The sequence below is a fragment of the Bradyrhizobium sp. 17 genome (assembly GCF_023073515.1).
In the GTDB taxonomy this organism is placed as follows: domain Bacteria; phylum Pseudomonadota; class Alphaproteobacteria; order Rhizobiales; family Xanthobacteraceae; genus Bradyrhizobium; species Bradyrhizobium canariense_D.
This window is the reverse complement of sequence record NZ_JADPJQ010000065.1, coordinates 120,974-145,384: the sequence shown is the minus strand read 5'-3', so window position 1 is coordinate 145,384 and position 24,411 is coordinate 120,974. Positions and strand designations below refer to the sequence as shown.

Below are 24,411 nucleotides of genomic sequence, written 5' to 3'. Positions count from 1 at the left end.
ACCGGCAAAGGGGAGCCTCACCCTGATCGGGCGAGGCTCTCCTGTCGAGACGTATCAGGCCGCGACGCGGGGCGACGTGGCCTTGCCGGCCTGGCGCTTCGGCTTGGTCATGACGTGCGTGGCGTAGAGGGTCATGCCGGTGAAGGCGAGGCCGCCGACGAGGTTGCCGAGCACGGTCGGGATCTCGTTCCAGATCAGGTAATCCATGATCGAGAATTTTGCGTGCAGCATCAGGCCCGACGGGAACAGGAACATGTTCACGACGGAATGCTCGAACACCATGTAGAAGAACACCAGGATCGGCATCCACATCGCGATGACCTTGCCGGGGACCGAGGTCGAGATCATGGCGCCGACCACGCCGGTCGAGACCATCCAGTTGCAAAGCATGCCGCGCAGGAACAGCGTCGCCATGCCGGCCGCGCCATGCGCAGCGTAGCCCAGCGTTCGGCCTTCGCCGATATTGCCGATCGCGGTGCCGATCTTGTCGGGGTCCTGCGTGAAGCCGAAGGTCGTGACGAAAGCCATCATGAAGGCCACGGTGAAGGCGCCGGCGAAGTTGCCGACGAAGACGAGGCCCCAGTTGCGCAAGACGCCACCGATGGTGACGCCGGGGCGTTTGTCGATCAGGGCGAGCGGGGAGAGCACGAACACGCCGGTCAGGAGGTCGAAGCCCAGCAGATACAGCATGACGAAGCCGACCGGGAACAGCAGCGCGCCGATCAGCGGCTGCCCCGTGTTCACGTTGATCGTGACGGCGAACCATGCCGCGAGCGCCAGGATGGCGCCGGCCATGTAGGCGCGGATGATGGTATCCCGGGTGGACATGAAGACTTTGGACTCGCCCGCATCCACCATCTTGGTGACGAATTCCGAAGGCGCGAGATACGACATCGATGGTTCCTTTTGCTTCCTAAGAAAGAGATCTCGCCCTCCTGCGAGAGCGATTGAACGTCACTGCCCGTGCGGGCTGACCTGCCGCGCACGAGGCGATGGAGAGTTGGAAGCCTTTGGGATTGCGTCACGACGACCGAGCCGAGGAGGGCCGCGAAGCAGTTGAGCTTCCGGGATGCAGCCGCCAGCGCCTGCATCAATGCGGCAAAGCCGCAGTCTTCATTGACGTAAATGGAGAAGCAAGTTGCGTGCCGCGTGCTGGGCTCATAAAAAGCAAGCAACATCAATCTGATAGAGCTTTGGCTGCCCCGGCTTTTGCGCTTGATGCGGCCTTTTGCTTGAGCTGCTGCACAACTGTTGTGCGCCGCACAAATATTGAGCAGGCCGCAAATTTCGCGAGCGGAACGGGCCTGCGACAGACTGGCGCGCTGCCTGTAGCGTATTGATCTTTCGAGATTTTCTGCGTTGTGGCGCTTGGCATGAAGCTTGAATAGTTCCAGGCCGACGCCATTGAAGCCGTCCCGCGAGACTTCTCATCCGAATTGCCGACGTCACCAGACGGGGGTCTCCCCGTCGCGCGTTCGCATGCGCTGCTTCAGGCGTCACCGGACCGGATGGGCTGCTCGTGTGCACTGACGCAATCATTCTGCAACGACGCAAAGGACGATATCGCCTATGACCAAGCGCACCCGCCGGCCGTCGGACACTGGCCTCAGCCGCCGTCAATTGTTGAAGGCCGCCGGCTCGACCGCCGCACTCCTGGCCGCCGTAAAACTCAATTTCCCCGCTGGCGCCTTCGCGCAGGACGCCGGCCCCGAGGTCAAGGGTGCCAAGCTCGGCTTCATCGCGCTGAGCGATGCCGGCCCCTTGTTCGTCGCCAAGGACAAGGGCCTGTTCGCCAAATACGGCATGCCTGACACCGACGTGCAGAAGCAGGCCTCCTGGGGCACCACGCGGGACAATCTCGTGCTCGGCTCAGAAGGCAACGGCATCGACGGTGCGCACATCCTCACCCCGATGCCGTATCTGATCTCGGCCGGCAAGGTGACGCAGAACAATCAGCCGACGCCGATGTACATCCTGGCGCGGCTCAATCTCGACAGCCAGTGCATCTCCGTCGCCAACGAATATGCCGACCTGAAGCTCGGCGTCGACGCCACGCCCTTCAAGGCGGCGCTGGAGAAGAAGAAGGCCTCAGGCAAGGCCGTGAAGGCCGCGATGACCTTCCCCGGCGGCACGCATGACCTCTGGATCCGTTACTGGCTCGCCGCCGGCGGGATCGATCCCGACAAGGACATCGAGACCATCGTGGTGCCGCCGCCGCAGATGGTGGCCAACATGAAGGTCGGCACCATGGATTGCTTCTGCGTCGGCGAGCCCTGGAATCTGCAATTGATCCATCAGAACATCGGCTACACCGCCATCAACACCGGCGAACTCTGGAACAAGCATCCGGAAAAATCCTTCGGCATGCGCGCCGCCTTCGTCGATAAATATCCAAAGGCCTCGAAGGCGCTGCTGATGGCGGTGATGGAAGCGCAGCAATGGTCGGACAAGGCCGAGAACAAGGCCGAGCTTGCCGCCATCATGGGCAAGCGGCAGTGGATGAACTGCCCCGTCGAAGACGTGCTCGACCGCACCGCTGGCAAGTTCGACTACGGCATCCCGGGCAAGGTGGTCGAGAACTCCCCGCACATCATGAAGTATTGGCGCGACTTCGCCTCCTATCCGTTCCAGAGCCACGACCTCTGGTTCCTCACGGAGGACATCCGCTGGGGCAAGTACGAGGCGAATTTCGACACCAAGGCGCTGATCGCCAAGGTCAACCGCGAGGACATGTGGCGCGATGCGGCCAAGACGCTCGGCGTCGCAAGTGCGGAGATCCCGGCCTCTACGTCGCGCGGCAAGGAGACCTTCTTCGACGGCAAGGTGTTCGATCCGGAAAATCCCGCTGCCTATCTGAAGTCGCTCGCGATCAAGCGCGTCGAAGTCTGATGGAGCCAGCGGCCGCCTCCGGGCGGCCGCATCGTCTTTTGCAGCCGGAGAGATATTGCGATGAACATGCCCGCCACGAAGATCGAGGTTGAGACCGCGAAGCCTGCGAGCGCTGCCGCGCCGGTCGTCGCGATGACACCGAAGCGGCCGCCGCGATCGGAGACTTACGCGCGGATGGCGCGGGAGACCGCCGTGCGCGTTATCCCGCCGCTCGTCGTGGTCGCGTTGCTCATGCTGATATGGGAGCTGGTCTGCCGTCGCGCCGGCTCGGCGCTGCCGCCGCCGTCAAAAGTCTTCAAGGACACCAAGGAGCTGATCCTCGATCCGTTCTTCGACCATGGCGGCATCGACAAGGGTCTGTTCTGGCATCTCTCCGCCAGTCTCCAGCGCGTCGCGCTCGGCTATTCGCTCTCCGCCATCGCCGGCATCGCGCTCGGCGTCCTGGTCGGCCAGTCGGTCTGGGCCATGCGCGGGCTCGATCCGCTGTTCCAGGTCTTGCGCACGATCCCACCGCTGGCCTGGCTGCCGCTTTCGCTCGCGGCCTTCCGTGACGGCCAGCCGTCGGCGATCTTCGTCATCTTCATTACCTCGGTCTGGCCGATCATCATCAACACCGCGGTCGGCATCCGCAACATTCCGCAGGACTATCGCAACGTCGCCGCAGTGGTGCAGCTCAACCCGCTCGAGTTCTTTGCCAAGATCATGATCCCTGCCGCCGCGCCCTACATCTTCACGGGACTTCGCATCGGCATCGGCCTGTCATGGCTCGCGATCGTCGCCGCGGAAATGCTGATCGGCGGCGTCGGCATCGGCTTCTTCATCTGGGACGCCTGGAACTCCTCGCATATCAGCGAAATCATCCTGGCGCTGTTCTATGTCGGCATCATCGGCTTCGTGCTCGACCGCCTGATCGCGGGCGCCGGCAAGATCGTCACCCGAGGCACCGCGCTGAACTAAAAGGGGAAGCACATGACCGCTTATCTGAAGCTCGACCATATCGACAAGATTTTCACCCGCGGCGCAGCCTCCACGGAGGTGCTGAAGGATATCAATCTCACCATCGACAAGGGCGAATACGTCTCGATCATCGGCCATTCCGGTTGCGGCAAGTCGACCCTGCTCAACATCATCGCAGGCCTGACCAACGCCACCATGGGCGGCGTGCTGCTCGAGAACCGCGAGGTGAACTCGCCGGGACCGGATCGCGCGGTGGTGTTCCAGAACCACAGCCTGTTGCCATGGCTGACCGTGTACGAGAACGTCCGGCTCGGCGTCGACAAGGTCTTCGCCAAGACCAAGAAGCGCGCCGAACGCGACGCCTGGGTCATGCACAATCTCAACCTCGTGCAGATGGCCCATGCCAAGGACAAGCGGCCCTCGGAAATCTCCGGCGGCATGAAGCAACGCGTCGGCATTGCCCGCGCGCTTGCCATGGAGCCGAAAGTATTGCTGCTCGACGAGCCTTTCGGCGCGCTCGACGCACTGACCCGCGCGCATTTGCAGGATTCGGTGATGGCGCTGCATCAGAAGCTCGGCAACACCATTCTGATGATCACCCACGACGTCGACGAGGCGGTGCTGCTGTCCGATCGCATCGTCATGATGACGAATGGGCCGAGCGCGCGCATCGGCGAGGTGCTGGAGGTGCCGCTGGCGCGGCCGCGCAAGCGGCTCGAACTCGCGACCAACGTCACTTACCTGAAGTGCCGGCAGCGCGTGCTCGAATTCCTCTATGAGCGTCATCGCTTCGTCGAAGCCGCGTAGGCGCGTCACCAACAGATGCTCACGCAACGCCTAATTTTGAATCATCAAGCTCAATCCTTGTGCGGCGCACAGGGATTGAGCGAATCGCAAAATTTGCGTGCGAAATAGTGCTGCAAGAATTTGGGGCACGAAGAACAAGCTCCTGAATTTCCTGCGTTTCCGGAATGCGCGCAGTTGGCACGGAAATTGAAACACCGACCGCGACGCCAACGACGACGTCCCTCAACATCATCAATCAGCATCGTGAACTCGCCACCGGGGCTTGGCCTCGGCGCGCGCCTCCGTGGCCGGAGGCTGAGCCTGCAACGACGCAGCGGTGAGGCAAGAAGGGATACTCAATGACGAAGAATCCAACCTGGATTTCAGACTGGCGCCCCGAAGATGAGGCGTTCTGGAATGCGACTGGCAAGACTATCGCGCGACGCAACCTGATCTGGTCGATCGTGGCCGAACATATCGGCTTCTCGGTCTGGCTGATCTGGAGCATCGTCACCACCAAGCTGCCGCAGGCGGGCTTCCACTACACCACCGACCAGCTGTTCCAGCTCGTCGCGGTGCCCGGGCTGATCGGCGCGTTGATGCGCTTTCCCTACACCTTCGCGGTGACGACCTTCGGCGGGCGCAACTGGACCATCTTCAGCGCGGCGATCCTGCTTATTCCGACGCTTTCGCTGGCTTATTTCGTCGGCCAGCCCGACACGCCGTTCTGGCTGATGCTGCTGATTGCCTCGACCGCCGGTCTCGGCGGCGGCAATTTTGCCTCCAGCATGACGAACATCTCGTTCTTCTTCCCCGACCGGATGAAGGGGTGGGCGCTCGGACTGAATGCGGCCGGCGGCAATATCGGCGTCTCCAGCGTGCAGCTCCTGACCCCGATCCTGATGACGCTCGCCGTCATCAACCTGTTCCAGGCATCGCCCGTCGACGGCGTCTTCCTCCAGAACGCCGGCCTGATGTGGGTGCTGCCGATCGCGATCGCGGTGTTCGGCGCAGTGTTCTTCATGAACAACCTGACCACGGCCAAGTCGTCGATCAAGAACCAGCTCGCCGTGGTCAGGCGCAAGCACACCTGGATCATGGCGTATCTCTATATCGGCACGTTCGGCTCCTTCATCGGCTACTCGGCTGCATTTCCGCTGTTGATCAAGACCCAGTTCCCGCAAGTCACCATTGCGATCGCGTTCCTGGGGCCGCTGGTCGGCTCGCTGTCGCGGCCGCTCGGCGGCTGGCTTGCCGACAGGATCGGCGGCTCGGTGATCACGTTCTGGAATTTCATCGTGATGGCAGGCGCGACGATCGGCGTGCTCTACTTCGTCGGGCACAAGGATTTCATCGGCTTTCTGTCGATGTTCCTGGTCCTGTTCGTGACGACGGGCATCGGCAACGGCTCGACCTACCGCATGATCCCCTCGATCTTCCGCGAGCAGAATTTGTTCAGGGTGCGCGGCAAGGGCGATGCGGAGCGCGCGGTCGCCTTGAAGACGGCGAGCATCGAGAGCGGTGCTGCGGTCGGCTTCATCGGCGCGGTCGGCGCCGTTGGCGGCTATCTGATCCCGACCGGGTTCGGCAAGTCGATCGCGCTGACCGGCGGGCCGCAGCTCGCGCTCGCGATCTATCTCGGCTTCTACGCCTCCTGCCTCGCGCTGACCTGGTGGTTCTATCTGCGTCGCAGCCCGCAGGGCGAAGGCGCGTCAAGCCTCGCCGGCGCGCGTGTCTAATACTTGGTACGAATCTCGCTTCTCCCCATACGCGGGGAGAAGCATTGCCCGACAGTTTGACAATGAACCTGGTTCGCAATGGCGCGCACCAAGGCAAACCCAACAGGCAGGAGAACATCATGACGCCGGAACAGATCACCCTCGTGCAGCAGAGCTTTGCCAAGGTCGCGCCGATTTCCGCGCAGGCCGCGGTGCTGTTCTACGATCGCCTGTTCGAGGTGGCGCCATCCGTGCGCGCGATGTTCCCCGAGGACATGACCGAGCAGCGCAAGAAGCTGATGGGCATGCTCGCCGCCGTCGTCGGCGGTCTGTCGAATCTGGACTCGATTCTTCCGGCGGCCTCCGCGCTTGCGAAGCGTCACGTCGGCTACGGCGCCAAGGCCGAGCACTACCCCGTGGTCGGCGCGACCTTGCTGTGGACCCTGGAGAAGGGCCTTGGCGAGGCCTGGACGCCCGAACTCGCTACCGCCTGGACCGACGCCTACGGCGTGTTGTCCGGCTACATGATGTCCGAGGCCTACGGCGCACAGTCGCAGGCCGCTGAATAGGAGATGCGTTGTGAGTGAACCGCTGGTCATTGTCGGAAACGGTATGGCGGCCGCGCGTCTGGTCGACGAGCTCGCCAAGACCGCACTCGGCCGCTACGCGGTCGCCGTCATCGGCGAAGAGCCGCGGCTCGCTTACAACCGTGTTCTGCTCTCCTCCGTGCTGGCCGGCGAGACCGGCTCGCACGAGATCGAGCTCCGACCCGCCGACTGGTGGCGCCATCGCGGTGTCACGGTGCGCTACGGCTATCGGGTCACCGAGATCGACACCGGCCGACGCGAGCTCAAGATCGAAGGCGAAGAGAGCATGGAATATTCCAAGCTCGTGCTCGCCGTCGGCTCGACGCCGCTACGGCTCAACGTGCCCGGCGCCGATCTCGCCGGCGTGCACACCTTTCGCGATACCCGCGACGTCGACCTGCTGCTGACGCTCGCGGCCGCCAGGAAGCGCGTCGTCGTGGTCGGCGGTGGTCTGCTCGGACTCGAAGCGGCCTACGGCCTCGCCAAGGCCGGAGCGCCGGTGACGCTGCTGCACCTGATGGACCGGCTGATGGAGCGCCAGCTCGATGCCTCCGCCGCGGACCTGCTCAAGACACTGGTCGAGCGCAAGGGCATTCGTATCCTGCTCAATGCATCCACAGCGCGCATCCACGGCGAAGGTCATGTCCAAGCGGTCGAGCTTGCCGACGGCAGCCGCATCGAGGCCGATGCGGTGATCTTCGCCGCCGGCATCAGGCCCAACATTGCGCTCGCAAAGGACGCCGGCATCGCAGTCAACCGCGGCATCGTCGTCAACGACGAGATGCAGACGGCGTCACCCGATATCTACGCGCTTGGCGAATGCGCCGAGCATCGCGGCACCTGCTACGGCCTCGTCGAGCCTGCCTACGAGCAGGCGCGCGTGCTGGCGCGGCATCTCGCGGGCCGTCCCGCGGCCTATCAGGGCAGCGTGGTCTCGACCAATCTGAAGGTGTCGGGCGTCAGCGTATTCTCCGCGGGCGACTTCATGGGCGGGGAGGGCAGCGAGAGCCTCGTGCTGTCAGACCGCAGGCGCGGCACCTACAAGAAGCTCGTCATCTCCGACGGCCGGCTCACCGGCGCGGTGCTGATCGGCGATACCGTCGATGCGCTCTGGTATCTCGAGCTGATCCGCAATCGTGACAAGGTGGCGGCGATCCGCACCGACATGATGTTCGGCCGCGCGCTCGCGCGTCCCTCCAAAGCGGCTTGATTGAGGCGGCTCGATATGACGGCGATCGATCCCACGCTCCGCGCTACCAAAACGACCTGTCCGTATTGCGGCGTCGGCTGCGGCGTGCTGGCGACGCCAGACGGCAAGGGCGGCGCGGCGATCGCGGGCGATCCCGATCATCCTGCCAATTTCGGCCGGCTGTGCTCCAAGGGCTCGGCGCTCGGCGAGACGGTCGGGCTCGAAAGCCGGCTGCTCTATCCGATGATCCGCTGCAAGGGCGTGCTCGAACGCGTCGCCTGGAGCGATGCGCTCGATCACGTCGCCCACCGCATGCAGCACATCGTCGCGCGCGACGGCGCCGACGCGGTCGCATTCTATCTCTCGGGCCAGCTGCTGACCGAGGACTATTACGTCGCCAACAAGCTGATGAAGGGCTTTGTCGGCACTGCGAACGTCGACACCAATTCGCGGCTCTGCATGTCGTCATCGGTCGCCGGTCACCGCCGCGCCTTCGGCGCCGACACCGTGCCCGGCTGCTACGAGGATCTCGACCAGGCCGATCTTCTGGTGTTCGTCGGCTCGAATGCCGCCTGGTGCCATCCCGTGCTGTTCCAGCGCATGCTGAAGAACCGGCAGGAGCGCGGCGCGCGCATGATCGTGATCGATCCGCGCCGCACCGACACCGCGACCGACGTCGATCTGTTCCTCGGCCTCAAGCCCGGCACCGACACGGCGTTGTTCTCCGGCCTGTGCGTTCACCTCGCCGACAATGGTGCCCTGGATCAGGACTACATCGGGCAAAACACGTCGGGCTTTGACGACGCGCTGGCGCGCGCACGCAGCATCGCCGGCAGCATCACCGCGACCGCACTGGCGACCGGCCTCTCCGAGCAGGACGTTGCCACCTTCTTCAAGATGTTCCGTGACACGCCCCGCGTCGTCACGCTGTACTCGCAGGGTGTCAATCAGTCGGCGCAGGGCACCGACAAGGTCAACGCGATCCTGAACTGCCATCTCGCCACGGGGCGCATCGGCAAGCCCGGTGCCTCGCCGTTCTCGCTCACCGGCCAGCCCAACGCGATGGGCGGCCGCGAGGTCGGCGGCCTCGCCAACCAGCTCGCCGCACACATGAACTTCACGGCGCCGGACATCGATCGCGTGCGGCGGTTCTGGAAGGCGCCGCGTATCGCGACCCATGAAGGGTTGAAGGCGGTGCAGCTGTTCGAAGCCATCAACCGCGGCGAGGTCAAGGCGCTGTGGGTGATGGGCACCAACCCCGCGGTGTCGCTGCCCGACGCGGACTTCGTGCGCGAGGCGCTGAAGAAGCTCGAGCTGTTCGTGGTCTCCGAGAACGTGCTCTCCAACGACACGGTCGATGCCGGGCCGCACGTGCTGCTGCCCGCGCTGGCCTGGGGCGAGAAGTCGGGCACCGTGACCAATTCCGAGCGCCGGATCTCGCGCCAGCGTTCGTTCCTGCCGGCGCCCGGCGAGGCACGGCCGGACTGGTGGATCCTGAGCGAAACCGCAAAACGCCTCGGCTTCGGCGACAGTTTTAATTACAAATCCGCAGCCGACATCTTTCGCGAGCACGCCGCGCTCTCGGCGTTCGAGAACGATGGCAGCCGCGACTTCGACATCGGCGCGCTGACCTCGCTGTCCGACGAGGGCTTCGACGCGTTGAAGCCCGTGCAGTGGCCCGCGCGCGAAGGCGAGGCGCCCGGCGAGCGCTTCTTCGCGGCCGGCGGGTTCTTCACCAATGACGGCAAGGGCCGCTTCGTCGCGCCGGAGGTGCCGGCGCTGCGCGGCGAGACCGGGCCGTCGCGGCCGCTGCGGCTCAACACCGGGCGCATCCGCGACCAGTGGCACACCATGACGCGCACGGGCCTCAGCCCGCGGCTCGGCGCGCATCTGCCCGAGCCGTTCGTCGAGATTCATCCCGATGACGCCGGCAGATACAACATCGTCCACGACGGCTATGCCCGCATCACCACCGACTACGGCCAGTGCACCCTCAAGGTCGTCGTCAGCGACCGCCAGCAGCGCGGCACGCTGTTCGCGCCGATCCACTGGAGTGCGATGAACGCCTCGCACGGTCGCGTCGGGGCGCTGGTCGCACCGTTCACCGATCCGTTCTCGGGGCAGCCGGAGTCCAAGGCGACACCAGCCGCGATCGTGCCTTGTGAATACGTCTTCCGCGGCTTTGCGTTGTCGCGCAAGCAGCTGGAGCTGCCGCCGAACCTGATGTGGACCCGCGTCACTGTTACCGGCGGCTTCGGCTACCACTTCGCCGACAATGCGGACCTGTCGCGCTGGCCGGCCTGGCTCGGTGGCGTTGCCGGCGAGGACGTCGCCGACTATCGCGACCTCGGCGGCGGCGTTTATCGCGCGGCCTCGTTTGCCGGCGACCGCATCGAAACCTGCCTGTTCGTCGGCCCCGCGCATGATGCCGGGGACTGGGAGGTGGTGAAGAGCCTGTTCGTGGCCGACCACGTCACCGATGAGCAGCGGCGCATGCTGCTGTCCGGCAAGTCGAGCGAGGGCGCGGCTTCGACCGGTCCTGTCGTCTGTGCCTGCTTCGGCGTCGGCCGCGGCACCATCTGCGACACCATCGCCGCAGGCGCGCGCACAGCCGCCGAGATCGGCGCAAAGCTCAAGGCCGGCACCAATTGCGGCTCCTGCATCCCCGAGCTGAAGCGCCTGATCGCGACGACCGAGGTGGCTCCGGCGATGCGGGCGAAGGTCGCGGGCGCTGCCGGGTAGCCGCGACTTTCTCGGTCGCCGCTGCATGCTCCGCCGTCATCGCCGGGCTTGACCGGGCGATCCAGTACACCGAGCCGCCTGTGATCAAGCGGTGAGGCTGCGGCGTACTGGATTCCCCGCTTTCGCGGGGAATGACAGCGATGGCGGCGCGCTATGCCTCAGCCTAATCGACGCACGCCCCATTATGCCCTATGGTGCCGCGCTCTCCCATCAACAACGACAAAAACAACAATGATGTACCTGGAAACGCCGCCGCGCCTGATCGAGACCAGGCTCTTTTCCGCCATGCCCGACAAATTCCGCCGTAAAGGCGAGCGGACGGATTGGGCCGATGCCAACCGGCCGGGTGTGCCGACGGACTCCTTCATCGAGGGCCCGTCGTTCGACAAGGATGCCAATCTCTACATCGTCGACATTCCCTTCGGCCGCATCTTCCGCATTGCGCCCGACGGTGAGTGGTCGCTGGCGATTGAATATGAGGGCTGGCCGAACGGGTTGAAGATCGCAGCCGACGGCCGCATCCTGGTCGCCGACTACAGGCACGGCATCATGGAGTTCGTCGCCCGGGCAGGCCGCATCAAGCCGGTTCTGACGGCGCGCAACTCGGAGTCTTTCCGGGGCTGCAACGATCTGCATCTCGCGTCCAACGGCGACATCTATTTCACCGACCAGGGACAGACCGGCCTGCATGACCCCAGCGGCCGTGTCTATCGCCTGACGCCGGGCGGCCGACTGGATTGCCTGATCGACACCGGTATCAGCCCGAATGGCCTGGTGCTCGATCCAACCGAGACGGTGCTGTTCGTCGCGATGACGCGCGACAACGCGGTGTGGCGGCTGCCGTTCATGAAGGACGGCAGCGTGTCGAAGGTTGGCCGCTTCTGCTCGCTGTTCGGCACCAGCGGCCCTGATGGCATGACAATGGATGCCAAGGGCCGCCTGTTCGTCGGTCACGCCTCACTCGGCCATGTCTTCGTGTTCGCGCCCAACGGCGAATTGATTGCGCGGGTCAAGTCGTGTGCAGGTCCGAATTGCACCAATGTCGCCATTGGTGGCGCGAAGAAGGATCGACTCTACATCACGGAGTCCGCAACCGGTAGCGTATTGGTCGCTGACATCGGCGTATTGAACTCTTGAGCGCGACGGCGGTTGCCTCAGCGAACGAGTGGTATCGGAGCAAATATGAACACGAAACCCTTCGGCAAAACGGGTGCCAGCGTCTCCGTCATCGGGCAGGGCACATGGTATCTCGACCAAGGCGATCGCAAGCGCGCGATCGCGGCGCTTCAGCGCGGGCTCGACCTCGGCATGACCCACATCGATACCGCCGAGATGTATGGCGATGCCGAACTCGTCATTGCGGATGCGATCGCGGGCCGACGCGACGAGGTTTTCTTGGTGTCAAAGGTGCTGCCGAGCAACGCCTCGCGCCGCGGAACCATCACCGCCTGTGAGCGCTCGCTGAAGCGGCTGAAAACCGATCGGCTCGACTGCTATCTGCTGCATTGGCGCGGCTCGTATCCGCTGGAGGACACCGTCGCCGCATTCGAGGAACTGGTGAAGGCCGGCAAGATCAAATCCTGGGGCGTCTCCAATTTCGATGCCGATGATCTCGACGAGATCCTCGACGCCGCCGGCGAACACCGCATCGCCTGCAATCAGGTGCTCTATCATCTGAAGGAACGCGCGATCGAGCACGCGGTGATCCCGTGGTGCGAACGGCATGGTGTCGCCGTCGTCGCCTATTCGCCATTCGGCCACGATGATTTCCCTGCGAGCAACAGCAAGGGCGGCGCGGTGCTGGCGCGCATCGCGGAGGCGCGTCGCGCGACGCCGCGCCAGGTCGCACTGAGCTTCCTCACCCGTGCAACTACGGTGTTCGCGATCCCGAAGGCGTCGTCCGCGGAACATGCCGGCGACAATGCTGCGGCCGGCGATCTGGTGCTGACGAAAGACGAGATCGCGGCGCTCGATGCGGCGTTTCCGCGCGGTCCGAAGCCGCGCGGCCTGCCCATGCTGTAGTGCACAAACGCCCGTTATTAATGGAGTCTTGACGTGCGCGGACGTGAGCGCATATCGGCATCCTGTTTTCGGAAGTTGTGAAAGCGGCGCAATTATCGTTTTTTACGATCATTCCCGATTCGCATTCCTAGGTTCCAGCCGTGACCCCGCCGCCCGCCGCAGCCGCAAGGCTCGACAGTATTCCCATGCCCATGCCGGAAAAGAAGCCGCAGGCGCGACGGGCGCCGGCGCGCGTCGATCACCCGTTCAAAGGCATCGCGCTGGTGCTGCTGTCGACGATCTTTCTCGGCTGCTCCGATGTTACCGCGAAATATCTGTCGTCGAGCCTGCCGTCGATCGAGATCACCTGGATCCGCTTCGTGACGTTTGCGCTGATGTTCACGCCGGTGATGCTGCCGGGCTCGCCGCTCCATGCGATGCGCACCGAGCGCCTCGGCCTGCAGTTGATGCGCGGCGCGGCATTGCTCGGCTCTTCGCTGTTCTTCATCACCGGCCTGAGCTTCCTGCCGATCGCAGAAGCGTCCGCGACCGGCTTCGTCTCGCCGCTGTTCGTCACCGCGCTCTCGATCGTCTTCCTGAGCGAGAAGGTCGGCATGCGCCGTTGGATCGCGACCGCGATCGGCCTGACCGGCGTGCTGATCATCCTGCGCCCGGGCTCCAGCGCGTTTCACGCCGCCGCCTTCTTCCCGATCGTCTCGGCGTTCTGCTGGGCCGCGGCGCTGATCCTGACGCGCATGATGAGCGGGCGTGAAGCCGTCCTCACCACGATGGCCTATTCGGCGCTGACGGGCGTTGCGATCCTCTCCCTGATGGTACCGTTCGTCTGGGTCACGCCGACCTGGACGGCGATCGGGCTTGGCATCGTGATCGGCGTCGCCTCCACCGTCGGCCAGTGGATCATCGTGCTGGCCTATCGCTACGGCGATGCCTCGGTACTGGCGCCGTTCTCCTACACGCAGTTGCTGTGGGTGAGCATCCTCGGCTTCTTCCTGTTCGGCGAAGTGCCTGATGTCTGGACCGTCACCGGTGCGGCCTTCATCGTCGCCAGCGGCCTCTACATCGCCCATCGCGAGCGCATCCGCCGCGCCCAGCTCCTGATCCTGGAAGAGCGTTCCCCGAACCCCTGACGCAAGATCGCGCGTCCGCTTCGTGCTATCGACGGCTCCAACAAGACGGGAGGAGCCGGATGCGCGCTGCGATTTTCAGGAACGGTGAGATTGTCGTCGACCGGATGGCCGAGCCAAAGCCCGGCCCCGGCCAGGTGCTGGTCAAGACGCTCGCCTGCGGCATCTGCGGCTCCGATCTGCACGCGCGCCAGCACGCCCACCGCATGGTGGAGATGGCGCGAAAGACCGGCCGCAAGCCGATGGATCTCGCCCGCGACGTCGTGTTCGGCCACGAGTTCTGCTGCGAGATCGTCGACTTCGGCCCGGGGACCGTGCGCAAGCTCAAGTCGGGCACGCGCGTCTGCTCGCTGCCAGCCCTCGTAACGCCGCAGGGCATCGAAGGTATCGGTTACTCCAACGACAATATTGGCGGCTATGCCGAGGCGATGCTGCTGAGCGAAGCGCTGCTGCTCGAGGTGCCCAACGGTCTCGCGCCGGAGCATGCCGCGCTCACCGAACCGCTCGCGGTCGGCGTTCACGCCGTCGCCAAGGCCAACATCCGAGGCGGCGAAGTGCCGCTCGTGATCGGCTGCGGTCCGGTTGGGCTCGCGGTGATTGCGGCGCTAAAGCTCAAGGGCCTGCATCCGATCGTCGCGGCCGACTATTCGCCGGCGCGGCGCGCGCTTGCGGCAAAACTCGGCGCCGATGTCGTCGTGGATCCACGGGTGTCGCAGCCCTATGCCACCTGGGCCGAGCATGCGCAGATGTCCGATGCCGAAAAGGCGGCCCGGCCGCCGTTCCAGGCGATGCTGCCCGCGCTGAAGCCCGCGATCATCTTCGAATGCGTCGGCGTGCCCGGTCTGTTGCAGCAGGTGTTCGAAGGCGCGCCGCGCGATGCGAGGATCGTCGTGGTCGGTGTGTGCATGGAGACCGACAGGAGCGAGCCCATGCTCGGCATCATGAAAGAGCTCAACGTCCAGTATGTGCTCGGCTACACGCCGGACGAATTCGCGGCGTCACTGCGCCTGATCGCGGAGGGGCAGGTGGATGCGGCGGCAATGGTGACGGCGGAAGTCGGCATCGACGGTGTCGCAAAGGCTTTCGCAGATCTCGCCAACCCTGAGGCTCACACCAAGATCATCGTGCAGCCGTGGCGGTGATGCCTTACACCGGCAGCGCGATCGAATATTTCACCTGGCTGAGCGCAAAGCTGGACTCGATCGAGGCGATGCCGTCGAGCCGGGTCAGCTTGGTCTTCAGGAAAGTCTCGTAGGAGGCGAGGTCGGCGGCGACCACGCGCAAGAGATAGTCGCGATTGCCGGTCATCAGATAGCATTCCAGCACCTCGTCCCATTTCGAGATCGCGCGCGCGAAGCGGTTGAGGTCCTCCTCCTTCTGCCGGGCCAGCTTGATCGAGATGAAGACGCTGACATGCAGCCCCAGCGCCTTCTGGTCCACGGTCGCGATGTAGCGCGAGATGACGCCGCGTTCCTCGAGCAGCTTGACCCGGCGATGGCATGGCGACACCGAAAGCCCGACCTTGTCGGCGAGTTCCTGCATGGTCAGTCGGCTGTCGTTCTGGAGCAGAGCGAGGATTTTTCGGTCAATGGCGTCGAGGTCGGGCATTGGGATGAACCTGTCGTTTTTTCCTGCTGATTGGTAAGCTATCCCAATATTGGCTGGTATTGCGCGAAAAATTGAGAAGTTTGGCGCTTCCTGCAGGGGTATCATCGGGCACCTGTTTTCCGGGAGCATTGCCATGCCCGTTGATACCGCCCGCCTCGACACACTGACCGCGCTGGCTCGCAAGGCGCTGTGGCTGTCGTCATGGACCATCCATCACGCCAACCACATCCGCCCGAATGCGGACGGCCTGAAGGTCGGGGGACATCAGGCCTCGTCGGCCTCGCTCGCCACCATCATGTCGGCGCTGTATTTCCACGTGCTGAAACCCGAAGATCGCGTCGCGGTGAAGCCGCATGCGAGCCCGGTGTTCCACGCCATCCAGTATCTGTTCGGCCGGCAGAGCCGCGAGAAGCTGGAGAACTTTCGCGGCTTCAAGGGCGCGCAGTCCTATCCCTCGCGCACCAAGGACGTCGACGACGTCGATTTTTCCACCGGCTCGGTCGGCCTCGGCGTTGCGCAGACGCTGTTCGCCTCGCTGGTGCAGGACTACGTCAAGGCGCATGGCTGGATGAAGGATCGCCGCGAGGGGCGGATGATTGCGCTGGTCGGCGATGCCGAGATGGACGAGGGCAACATCTTCGAGGCGCTGGCGGAAGGCTGGAAGCACGGCCTGCGCAACACCTGGTGGGTGGTCGACTACAACAGGCAGTCGCTCGATGCCGTCGTCCGCGAAGGTCTCTGGGAAAAGTTCGAGACCGTATTCCGCAATTTCGGTTGGGACGTGGTGATCGTGAAATACGGCCGCCTGATGCGCGAGGCCTTTGCCGAGCCCGGCGGCGAGGCGCTGAAGCGCTGGATCGACAATTGCCCGAACGCACTCTACGCCGCACTGTGTTTTCAGGGCGGCGCGGCGTTCCGCAAACATTTGCACGACGAGATCGGCGATCAGGGCCCCATCACCAAACTGATCGACAAGCGCAGCGACGACGAGCTACTGGCGCTGATGTCGAACCTCGGCGGCCATGACATGGCGAGCATGCTGGACGCCTTTGAATCCATCGATCACGATCGCCCGGTCTGCTTCATCGCCTACACCATCAAGGGCGTCGGCCTGCCGTTCCAGGGCCACAAGGACAATCATGCCGGCCTGATGACGGTCGCGCAGATGGAGAAATATCGCGACAGCCAGAACATCCGGCCCGGACACGAATGGGACAGATACGAGGGTCTCGCGCAAGGTGCCGCCGAGCTCGACGCCTTCCTCGCGGGCGTGCCGTTCAACCAGGACGGCCGCCGGCTCACCGCGCCTGTTATCGAGGTGCCGTCGCAGCTTGCCTTCAAGCCGGCGCCGCAGATGTCGACCCAGCAGGGTTTTGGGCTGGTGCTGAACGAGATCGCGCGCGGCGACAGCGAGCTCGCCAAGCGCATCGTGACGACATCGCCTGACGTCACCGTCTCGACCAATCTCGGTCCGTGGGTGAACCGGCGCGGCCTGTTTGCGCTCGGCGAGAAGGCGGACTTATTCCGCAGCGAGAAAATTCCATCCACCTTCAACTGGGACTTCTCGCCCAAGGGCCAGCATCTCGAACTCGGCATCGCCGAGATGAACCTGTTCATCATGCTCTCGGCGCTCGGCCTGTCGCACCAGATCAACGGCGAGCGGCTGCTGCCGGTCGGCACGCTCTACGATCCCTTCATCGAGCGCGGTCTCGATGCGCTGAACTATGCCTGTTACCAGGATGCGCGCTTCATGGTGGCGGCGACCCCCTCAGGTATCACGCTCGCGCCCGAAGGCGGCGCGCATCAGTCGATCGCAACCCCTTTGATCGGCATGGCGCAGGATGGCCTTGCCTCGTTCGAGCCGGCCTTTGTCGACGAGCTCGCCGTGATCATGGGGTGGGGCTTCAATCACATGCAGCGCGATCCGGGTGAGGGCGGCTCGGTCTATCTGCGGCTCTCGACGCGCTCGATCGAGCAGGCGCAGCGGATCATGACGCCCGAGCTCGCACAGGGCATCACCGACGGCGCGTATTGGTTGCGCAAGCCGGGCCCCAATGCCGAAGCCGTCATCGCCTATACCGGCGCCGTTGCGCCAGAAGCGATCGAAGCGACCGGCTTCATCGGCGAGAGCCGGCGCGACATCGGCCTGCTCGCGATCACGTCCGCAGATCGTCTGCATGCGGGATGGACCGCCGCACGGAAATTGCGCCGTGATCGGCGCGGCGTGCAGCATCTCAGCCACATCGAAAAACTGCTCGCACCGCTGCCGCGCGACTGCGGCATCGTGACCGTGATCGACGGCCATCCGGCGGCGCTCGGCTGGCTCGGCAGCGTCCGCGGCCATCGCGTCGAGGCGCTCGGCGTCGAGCAATTCGGCCAGACCGGCACCATCGCCGACCTCTACCGCCACCACGGCATCGACGCCAACGCCATCATCGATGCGGCCGAAAGCCTCACCACCGGCGCGCCGGTGTTGCATCGGAAGATGGCGGTGTAGTTCTCCGTCGTCGTCCTAGCCCCCGTGCGCAATTGCGCACTAGGCCAGGACGAGGGCAATCGAGACCTTGCCACCCCTCCGCCATCGGCTCATATAACCTCCGTCCGCCGCAATGCTGGCCCCGCACATGGCGGGTTCAATTGCCGGCGCTTTCGTGCAAGGATGCCTGCCGAAACGCCCCCTCCAAGCCCCCAAGAAGAGGTTCACTATGGTCAATCGCATGCAATTCTACATCGACGGCGCCTGGGTCGATCCCGCCGTCAAGAAGTCCACCGCCGTGGTCAATCCGGCGACGGAAGAGGCGATGTACGAGGTTGCGCTGGGCTCCAAGGCCGACGTTGACAAAGCCGTTGCCGCGGCCAAGCGCGCGTTCGTGACGTTCTCTCAGACCAGCCGTGACGAGCGCGTCGCGCTGCTCACCAAGGTCATCGAGATCTACAAGGGCCGCCTTAAGGAGATCGGTGCCGCCGTCTCGGACGAGATGGGTGCGCCGCTGCCGATGGCCGAAAAGCTGCAGGCCGGCGCCGGCCTCGGCCACCTCATGACCACGCTCGACGTGCTCAAGAACTATCATTTCGAGGAACCGGTCGGCACCGCCATGGTGCTGCGCGAGCCGGTCGGCGTGGTCGGCATGATCACGCCCTGGAACTGGCCGCTCAACCAGATCGCCTGCAAGGTCGCGCCCGCGCTCGCCGCCGGCTGCACCATGATCCTGAAGCCGTCGGAGTTCACCCCGACCTCGGCGCTGATCTTCGCGGAAATCCTTCACGAAGCCGGCGTGCCGAAGGGCGTGTTCAACCTCGTCAACGGTCTCGGCCCCGAGGTTGGCGCCGCCATGAGCGAGCACCCCGACATCGACATGATCTCGTTCACCGGCTCAACCCGCGCCGGCATCGACGTGGCCAAGCGTGCGGCACCGACCGTGAAGCGCGTCAGCCAGGAGCTTGGCGGCAAGTCACCGAACGTCATCCTCGAAGGCGCCGACCTCACGAAGGCGGTGACGGGCGGCGTGATGCACATGTTCAACAACTCCGGCCAGTCCTGCAACGCGCCCTCGCGCATGATCGTGCCGGCCTCGAAGATGAAGGAAGTCGCCGCGATCGCGAAGGCTGTCGCCGACAAGACCAAGGCAGGCGATCCGCGCGCCGAAGGCACCACCATCGGTCCCGTGGTCAACCGCGGCCAGTGGGACAAGATCCAGGATCTGATCAAGAAGGGCATCGACGAGGGCGCAACGCTCGTCGCCGGCGGTCCGGGCCTGCCCGAAGGCGTTAACAAGGGCTTCTATGTCCGTCCGACCATCTTCGCCGACGTCACGCCCGACATGACCATCGCCCGCGAAGAGATATTCGGACCGGTGCTGACCATCATCGGCGCCAAGGACGAAGCCGAAGCGGTGCACATCGCCAACGACACGCCCTATGGGCTTGCCGGCTACGTCACGGGCGCTTCCGTCGAGGACGCCAAGCGCGTCGGCCGGCAGATCCGCGCCGGCAACGTCAACCTGCAGGGTGTGCCCAACGACCGCTCCGCACCGTTCGGCGGCTACAAGCAGTCCGGCAACGGCCGCGAGTGGGGCAAGTACGGCCTCGAGGACTTCCTCGAAGTGAAGGCCGTCGCCGGCTTCAACGCGGCGTAAGCGTTAGCGCCTGGGTGAATATGACGCCGGAGCGGCCAACTGCTCCGGCGTTTTTGTTTGTTCGTCATTGCGAGCGAAGCGAAGCAATCCAGAAATCTTTCTGCGGAGACAGTCTGGATTGCTTCGTCGCAAGAGCTCCTCGCAATGACGAGGAGAGAGTTGGGAAGACTATCCCCCGACCGCGCCCTGCGTGTTCACATACAACGCGTAGATCGACTGGCTCGCGGCCATGAACAGGCGGTTGCGCTTGACGCCGCCAAAGCAGAGATTGGCGCAGCGTTCGGGCAGCGCGATGCGGCCGATCATGACGCCGTCGGGCGCGAACACCACCACGCCGTCGAGCTCGGGATCGCCCATGCCCCAGCCGCACCAGAGATTGCCGTCGATGTCGCAGCGCATGCCGTCCGGCGTGCCGGGGCCGGCGTCGATGTGGACGCGCTTGTTCGAGATCGTGGTGCCGTCCGCCGAGACGTCATAGGCGAGGATCTTGCGGTTCGGCACGCCGCGTGATTCCACGACGTAGAGGATTTTCTCGTCCGGCGAGAAGCACAGGCCGTTCGGCCCGAGCACGCCTTCGGCAACGATGGTCGCCTTGCCGGTCGCGGGATCGAACCTGTAGACGTTCGGCTCGATCTCGGGCTCGGCCTTGTAGCCCTCGTAATTGCCGAGCAGGCCGAAGGTGGGATCGGTGAACCAAACCGCGCCGTCGGACTTCACCACGACGTCGTTCGGCGAGTTGAGCTTCTTGCCGCCGAACGAGTCCATCAGCACGGTGATACTGCCGTCATATTCGGTTCGGGTGACGCGTCGCCCGCCATGCTCGCAGGTGACGAGCCGGCCCTGGCGATCCCTGGTGTTGCCGTTCGCAAAATTGGAGGGCTTGCGGAACACGCTGACGGCGCCGGTCTCCTCTTCCCATTTGACGATGCGCTGGTTCGGAATGTCGCTGCACAGGAGATAGCGCCCGTCGCCGAACCACACCGGACCCTCGGCCCAGCGCAGGCCGGTCGTCAGCCGCTCCACCGCCGAGAGTTTCAGCCAGTATTTTTCGAAGCGGGGATCGAGTGCCTTTATCGCCGGATCGGGATAGTAGCTCGCCGGCCGCCAGTCTGGCCGCTCCTGGGGATGGGACGATGCCTCATTCATGTCGGTTCTCTCGTTTCGTTCCCTCTGGACAATCCTGCTATCATTAGAGACATGTGACCGCAAATTGGTTGCCAAAGGCGAGGAAAGACATGGCGCGCATCTTGATGACGGGAGCTTCGGGCGGGATAGGAACGCGTCTGCGAAAACTGTTGCCGCCGATCTATCCGGACCTGTTGCTCAGCGACATCCGCCCGCCCGCCGATCTCGGCCCCAACGAACAATTCAAGGCGGCGGACCTCTCTGACCTGGCGCAGTGCGAGGCGATCTGCGAGGGCGTCGACGGCATCATCCATTTCGGCGGCTATTCGGTCGAAGGTCCCTGGAACGACATCCTCCAGGCCAACATCATCGGCGGCTACAATCTGTTCGAGGCCGCGTATCGCAAGGGCGTCAAGCGTGTGGTGTTCGCCTCCTCGAACCATGCCGTCGGATTCTATCCCCGCCACCACAAGATCGGCACCGACGTGACCCCGCGCCCCGACGGCCGCTATGGCGTCAGCAAGGTATTCGGCGAAGCGGTCGGCGCGCTCTATGCTGACAAGCATGGCCTGAAGGTGACTTGCCTTCGCATTGGCAATTTCGGCGACGTGCCGCTGGACCATCGCCGGATCTCGATCTGGCTGAAGCCGGAAGATCTGGTGCAGCTCTGCCGGATCGGGCTCGAGCATCCCGACATTCATTTCGAGATCTTCTACGGCGTGTCCCTGAACGAGCGTGCCTGGTGGGACAACCACCGCGCCTACGAGTTCGGTTACCGTCCGACGGGGCGCTCCGAGGATCATGTGGCACATGCGATGGCCGAGCAGGCCAAGCTGAAGCCCGATCCGGTCGGCGATCACTATCAGGGCGGCGCGTTCTGCAGCAACGAGTTCGACGGCGACACAAGTCGCATCATCGATTGGACCAAGCGGTAGGAGCGCATTCGCAAATCCAGGGCGTCGGAATCGACGCGCTAAACAACGCGTTTGCCGGCCTGGGCCGCGATGGGCCTCTGTACAAAGTACATCAGGATCAGGGAAATCACCGCCGTCGTCACGACGACGTATCCCAGCCGGTCGAAATGCCGGAGCGTACCGTCGGCGTCCTGCGCGATGAGTGCGGCGGCGAGCACGGAGCCGAGCCCGCCGGAGAGCTGTTGCAGCGACGCGCCGACCGCGCTGAAGGAGCCGCGTTGCGCCGGCTCGGGGATTGCCGAAATCAACGCCTGCGAAGGAATCATGCGGGAGAAGATGCCGACGAACATCAGGACGTTGACCAGGATCGCGACCGTCAGGCTCACCTCGCCGAGATGGGTGTAGATCAGCACCATCACGATGGACATGGCGCTGCCGAAGACGAAGGTGGGGTATTTGCCGAAGGCATCGCTCGCGCGTCCCACCAGCGGGCCGATGACAATGCTGAACAGGCCGGAGACGAGATAGATCGTCGGCAGATGCACGATGTCGATGCCGAGATTGTGCACGGTGTAGGCGCTGCCGAACGGCATCAGCATGTAGCCGCCGGTCGCCAGCAGGGTCGTTACCGAAAACGCCATCCAATAACGCGGCTGCGAGACCGTGGCGATCAGATGCCGGAACGGATTTCGATCCTGCTTCAGCCCGAGATGGCCGTTCACCGGCTTCATCAGGAGCATCACTGCGGTCATCCCGATCACCGACAGTCCGACCAGCGCGCCGAACGCGACGTGCCAGTTCCACTGGTTGGCGAGGAAAAGACCGGCCGGGATGCCCAGCACCTGGCTTGCAGCGAAGGCGGTTTGCACGAAACCCATGACGCGGCCGCGCAATTGCAGCGTGAACAAATCGGTGACGATGGCGAGCACGACCGAGCCGATCACGCCGCCGAACAGGCCGGTCACGATCCGCCCCAGCAGCAACAGATGATAGTTGGGCGCGATCGCGCACAGCATCGTGCCAAGGGTGAAGCCGGCGTAGAAGAACAACAGCAGCCGCTTGCGATCAAACCGGTCGGCAAAGCCGGCCGCCAGGATGCCGGAAATCCCCGCGCTGAACGCATAGGCCGAGACCGCCACGCCGAACTGAGCGGCCGAAATATCGAGCGCCGGCATCATGATGGCGCCGAGCGGCGACATGATCATGAAATCGATGATGATCGTGAACTGGACCAGCGCCAGCAGCGCAACGAGGATCGCCTGGTAGCGCGAGAAGCCTCGGGATGGCGCTTGCCGCTCGGCGATCGGCTCCGTCAGGGTTTGTTCGGTCATGGCATTCATTTGGGAGGGAGTGGAGGAGGACGCGCGACGTGGCGCCGGAGCCCGGCCATATTTATTTCCGGCTCTGCGAAATTTCGATGGCTTGACAAACAGTTTTAGTGCCCGTCCCGCCGTGGTGCCTCGATTCACACAGGGCGAGCGACGCAAAGGCCTGAGCCTCGCTTTGGTCGTTCCGGCCATTGATCCAGATCAACGTTGCTCTGGCCGTCTGGCTCTCGATTTTGCGAGACCGCAATTCGGCAATCGGTGCCTCGATCACGGCTCAACGGCGGCAGCGCGAGTCAGGACAATGAAAATCGAATTGCCAGCCGCCGTACTGCTCACGCTGTTCATGTCGGGACCGGCGCGGGCCGCGATGCTCGGCGACGCCGAGGCGACGTTTCTCGACCAGCTCGTCACCGCATCCGCGGTGCTCGAACAACGATGTGTCGGCTACGAGGTCGATGGTGCCGGCAGTGTACAGTTCGGCGCCCGACTTCTCGGCAGCACGGATGCCGCGATGGCGATGATCGACGCCTATGCTGCAGCCATCAAGGCCCGCGATGGCGAGAGCTCCGATCCCGGTAAATTCCGCCCCGAAGTGTCCGACGCTGACGGCAAAACGTTCAGGCGCGTCCGGACCGATCTGATCAGAAACCCGAAGAGAGCCTGCGCCGACTATGGCGATGCCAGCGTGGATCGCGGTCTGCTGAGGCGGTACTGAACCGGGACTTGAGGGATTCAGATCTGCGCAAACGAAAGGGCCGTCTCGAAAGACGGCCCTTGGTTGTTATTCGACGATCTCAACGATCCGGTGGGTTCGCGGTTCGACCAGAACCGTGCGACCGTTCACCACCGTGTAACGATACTCACGGGCGCCGTACTCGGGCGGCACCTCGTAATAGGTCACGCCCTCTTCCGGAAGAACCGCCCCGACTCTCACATCCTCGCGGTACTGATATGAGGGCCGCCGCTGTTCGACGACGTAGGAGTGAAAGCGAGGACGTTGATCGACACCAAGGACTCCCGCCACGCCGCCAACGACGCCGCCGACGACGCCACCCACAACTGCACCGACAGGCCCTGCCGCTCGCTCACCATCCCGCGCACCGCGTTCGACGCCTCCGGGAACGCCCTGGGCCTGGGTCGTTGCGGGAAGCAGGACGGCGACGGCAACAGCGGCGGCTCCGACTAAACGGCAAATCATGGCAGCTCCTATGGTGGGGGATTGGTGCAAGACCAAGTACCAAGCCGACCATAGGTTCCCCAGAAGTTGTGGACTGCGGGCGTTATTG

At 64.1% G+C, this 24,411-nt stretch carries 20 protein-coding genes; 15 read left to right on the top strand and 5 right to left on the bottom strand.

Annotated features, from left to right (window positions below; all coding sequences use genetic code 11):
- Nucleotides 1-54 precede the first annotated feature (54 nt).
- Entirely contained in the window at nucleotides 55-894 is an 840-nt protein-coding gene (locus IVB13_RS10440; protein WP_018457093.1) for a formate/nitrite transporter family protein, read from the bottom strand.
- Between the two features lie 675 nt (nucleotides 895-1,569).
- Between IVB13_RS10440 and IVB13_RS10435 the strand changes: the two genes are divergently transcribed.
- The 11 genes from IVB13_RS10435 (at nucleotide 1,570) to IVB13_RS10385 (ending at nucleotide 15,156) form a co-directional block, all read left to right on the top strand.
- Nucleotides 1,570-2,889, top strand: coding sequence for a CmpA/NrtA family ABC transporter substrate-binding protein (locus IVB13_RS10435; protein ID WP_085352121.1), 1,320 nt, complete (start codon nucleotides 1,570-1,572; stop codon nucleotides 2,887-2,889).
- 60 nt (nucleotides 2,890-2,949) lie between these two features.
- Entirely contained in the window at nucleotides 2,950-3,846 is an 897-nt protein-coding gene (gene ntrB, locus IVB13_RS10430; RefSeq protein ID WP_085352122.1) for a nitrate ABC transporter permease, read from the top strand.
- 12 nt (nucleotides 3,847-3,858) lie between these two features.
- Nucleotides 3,859-4,653: an ABC transporter ATP-binding protein gene (locus IVB13_RS10425; RefSeq protein WP_085362269.1), complete on the top strand. Its 795-nt coding sequence runs from the start codon at nucleotides 3,859-3,861 to the stop codon at nucleotides 4,651-4,653.
- A 338-nt stretch (nucleotides 4,654-4,991) separates the two neighbouring features.
- Nucleotides 4,992-6,371, top strand: coding sequence for an MFS transporter (locus IVB13_RS10420; protein WP_018457089.1), 1,380 nt, complete (start codon nucleotides 4,992-4,994; stop codon nucleotides 6,369-6,371).
- Between the two features lie 119 nt (nucleotides 6,372-6,490).
- Nucleotides 6,491-6,919: a globin family protein gene (locus IVB13_RS10415; protein ID WP_026233298.1), complete on the top strand. Its 429-nt coding sequence runs from the start codon at nucleotides 6,491-6,493 to the stop codon at nucleotides 6,917-6,919.
- 10 nt (nucleotides 6,920-6,929) lie between these two features.
- The gene (locus IVB13_RS10410; RefSeq protein ID WP_085385885.1) at nucleotides 6,930-8,147 is read left to right on the top strand and encodes an FAD-dependent oxidoreductase; all 1,218 of its coding nucleotides are present in this window, start codon (nucleotides 6,930-6,932) and stop codon (nucleotides 8,145-8,147) included.
- A 15-nt stretch (nucleotides 8,148-8,162) separates the two neighbouring features.
- Nucleotides 8,163-10,868 carry a nitrate reductase gene (locus IVB13_RS10405; protein ID WP_247488796.1) on the top strand — a complete coding sequence of 902 codons (2,706 nt, stop codon included), beginning with the start codon at nucleotides 8,163-8,165 and terminating at the stop codon, nucleotides 10,866-10,868.
- A gap of 234 nt (nucleotides 10,869-11,102) precedes the next feature.
- On the top strand, nucleotides 11,103-12,005 hold the full coding sequence (locus IVB13_RS10400; protein WP_247488914.1) for an SMP-30/gluconolactonase/LRE family protein: 903 nt from the start codon (nucleotides 11,103-11,105) through the stop codon (nucleotides 12,003-12,005).
- 45 nt (nucleotides 12,006-12,050) lie between these two features.
- Entirely contained in the window at nucleotides 12,051-12,890 is an 840-nt protein-coding gene (locus IVB13_RS10395; protein WP_247488795.1) for an aldo/keto reductase, read from the top strand.
- A gap of 185 nt (nucleotides 12,891-13,075) precedes the next feature.
- Entirely contained in the window at nucleotides 13,076-14,017 is a 942-nt protein-coding gene (locus tag IVB13_RS10390; RefSeq protein ID WP_018457082.1) for a DMT family transporter, read from the top strand.
- Nucleotides 14,018-14,076: 59 nt separating this feature from the next.
- Entirely contained in the window at nucleotides 14,077-15,156 is a 1,080-nt protein-coding gene (locus IVB13_RS10385) for a zinc-binding dehydrogenase (RefSeq protein WP_085352129.1), read from the top strand.
- A 4-nt stretch (nucleotides 15,157-15,160) separates the two neighbouring features.
- On the opposite strand, the gene IVB13_RS10380 is transcribed toward IVB13_RS10385, so the two are convergent.
- Nucleotides 15,161-15,622 (bottom strand): Lrp/AsnC family transcriptional regulator, encoded by a 462-nt coding sequence (locus IVB13_RS10380; protein WP_014497003.1) that lies wholly within the window; start codon nucleotides 15,620-15,622, stop codon nucleotides 15,161-15,163.
- A gap of 133 nt (nucleotides 15,623-15,755) precedes the next feature.
- Between IVB13_RS10380 and IVB13_RS10375 the strand changes: the two genes are divergently transcribed.
- Together IVB13_RS10375 and IVB13_RS10370 are read left to right on the top strand one after the other, a co-directional pair.
- Nucleotides 15,756-18,119: a transketolase gene (locus tag IVB13_RS10375; RefSeq protein WP_247488793.1), complete on the top strand. Its 2,364-nt coding sequence runs from the start codon at nucleotides 15,756-15,758 to the stop codon at nucleotides 18,117-18,119.
- A 208-nt stretch (nucleotides 18,120-18,327) separates the two neighbouring features.
- Nucleotides 18,328-19,758, top strand: a complete 1,431-nt coding sequence (locus IVB13_RS10370; RefSeq protein ID WP_247488791.1) for an aldehyde dehydrogenase family protein — start codon at nucleotides 18,328-18,330, stop codon at nucleotides 19,756-19,758.
- A gap of 168 nt (nucleotides 19,759-19,926) precedes the next feature.
- Here IVB13_RS10370 and IVB13_RS10365 read toward each other — a convergent pair whose 3' ends face one another.
- Nucleotides 19,927-20,904, bottom strand: coding sequence for an SMP-30/gluconolactonase/LRE family protein (locus IVB13_RS10365; RefSeq protein ID WP_247488790.1), 978 nt, complete (start codon nucleotides 20,902-20,904; stop codon nucleotides 19,927-19,929).
- Between the two features lie 89 nt (nucleotides 20,905-20,993).
- Between IVB13_RS10365 and IVB13_RS10360 the strand changes: the two genes are divergently transcribed.
- Entirely contained in the window at nucleotides 20,994-21,818 is an 825-nt protein-coding gene (locus IVB13_RS10360; protein ID WP_085362272.1) for an NAD(P)-dependent oxidoreductase, read from the top strand.
- Nucleotides 21,819-21,856: 38 nt separating this feature from the next.
- On the opposite strand, the gene IVB13_RS10355 is transcribed toward IVB13_RS10360, so the two are convergent.
- Complete coding sequence (locus IVB13_RS10355) at nucleotides 21,857-23,128, bottom strand: MFS transporter (RefSeq protein ID WP_085362273.1); 1,272 nt, start codon at nucleotides 23,126-23,128, stop codon at nucleotides 21,857-21,859.
- 298 nt (nucleotides 23,129-23,426) lie between these two features.
- Here IVB13_RS10355 and IVB13_RS10350 point away from each other — a divergent pair, with 298 nt between their 5' ends.
- Complete coding sequence (locus IVB13_RS10350; RefSeq protein WP_247488788.1) at nucleotides 23,427-23,840, top strand: hypothetical protein; 414 nt, start codon at nucleotides 23,427-23,429, stop codon at nucleotides 23,838-23,840.
- Between the two features lie 66 nt (nucleotides 23,841-23,906).
- Here IVB13_RS10350 and IVB13_RS10345 read toward each other — a convergent pair whose 3' ends face one another.
- Nucleotides 23,907-24,323: a DUF1236 domain-containing protein gene (locus IVB13_RS10345; protein ID WP_247488786.1), complete on the bottom strand. Its 417-nt coding sequence runs from the start codon at nucleotides 24,321-24,323 to the stop codon at nucleotides 23,907-23,909.
- Nucleotides 24,324-24,411 lie beyond the last annotated feature (88 nt).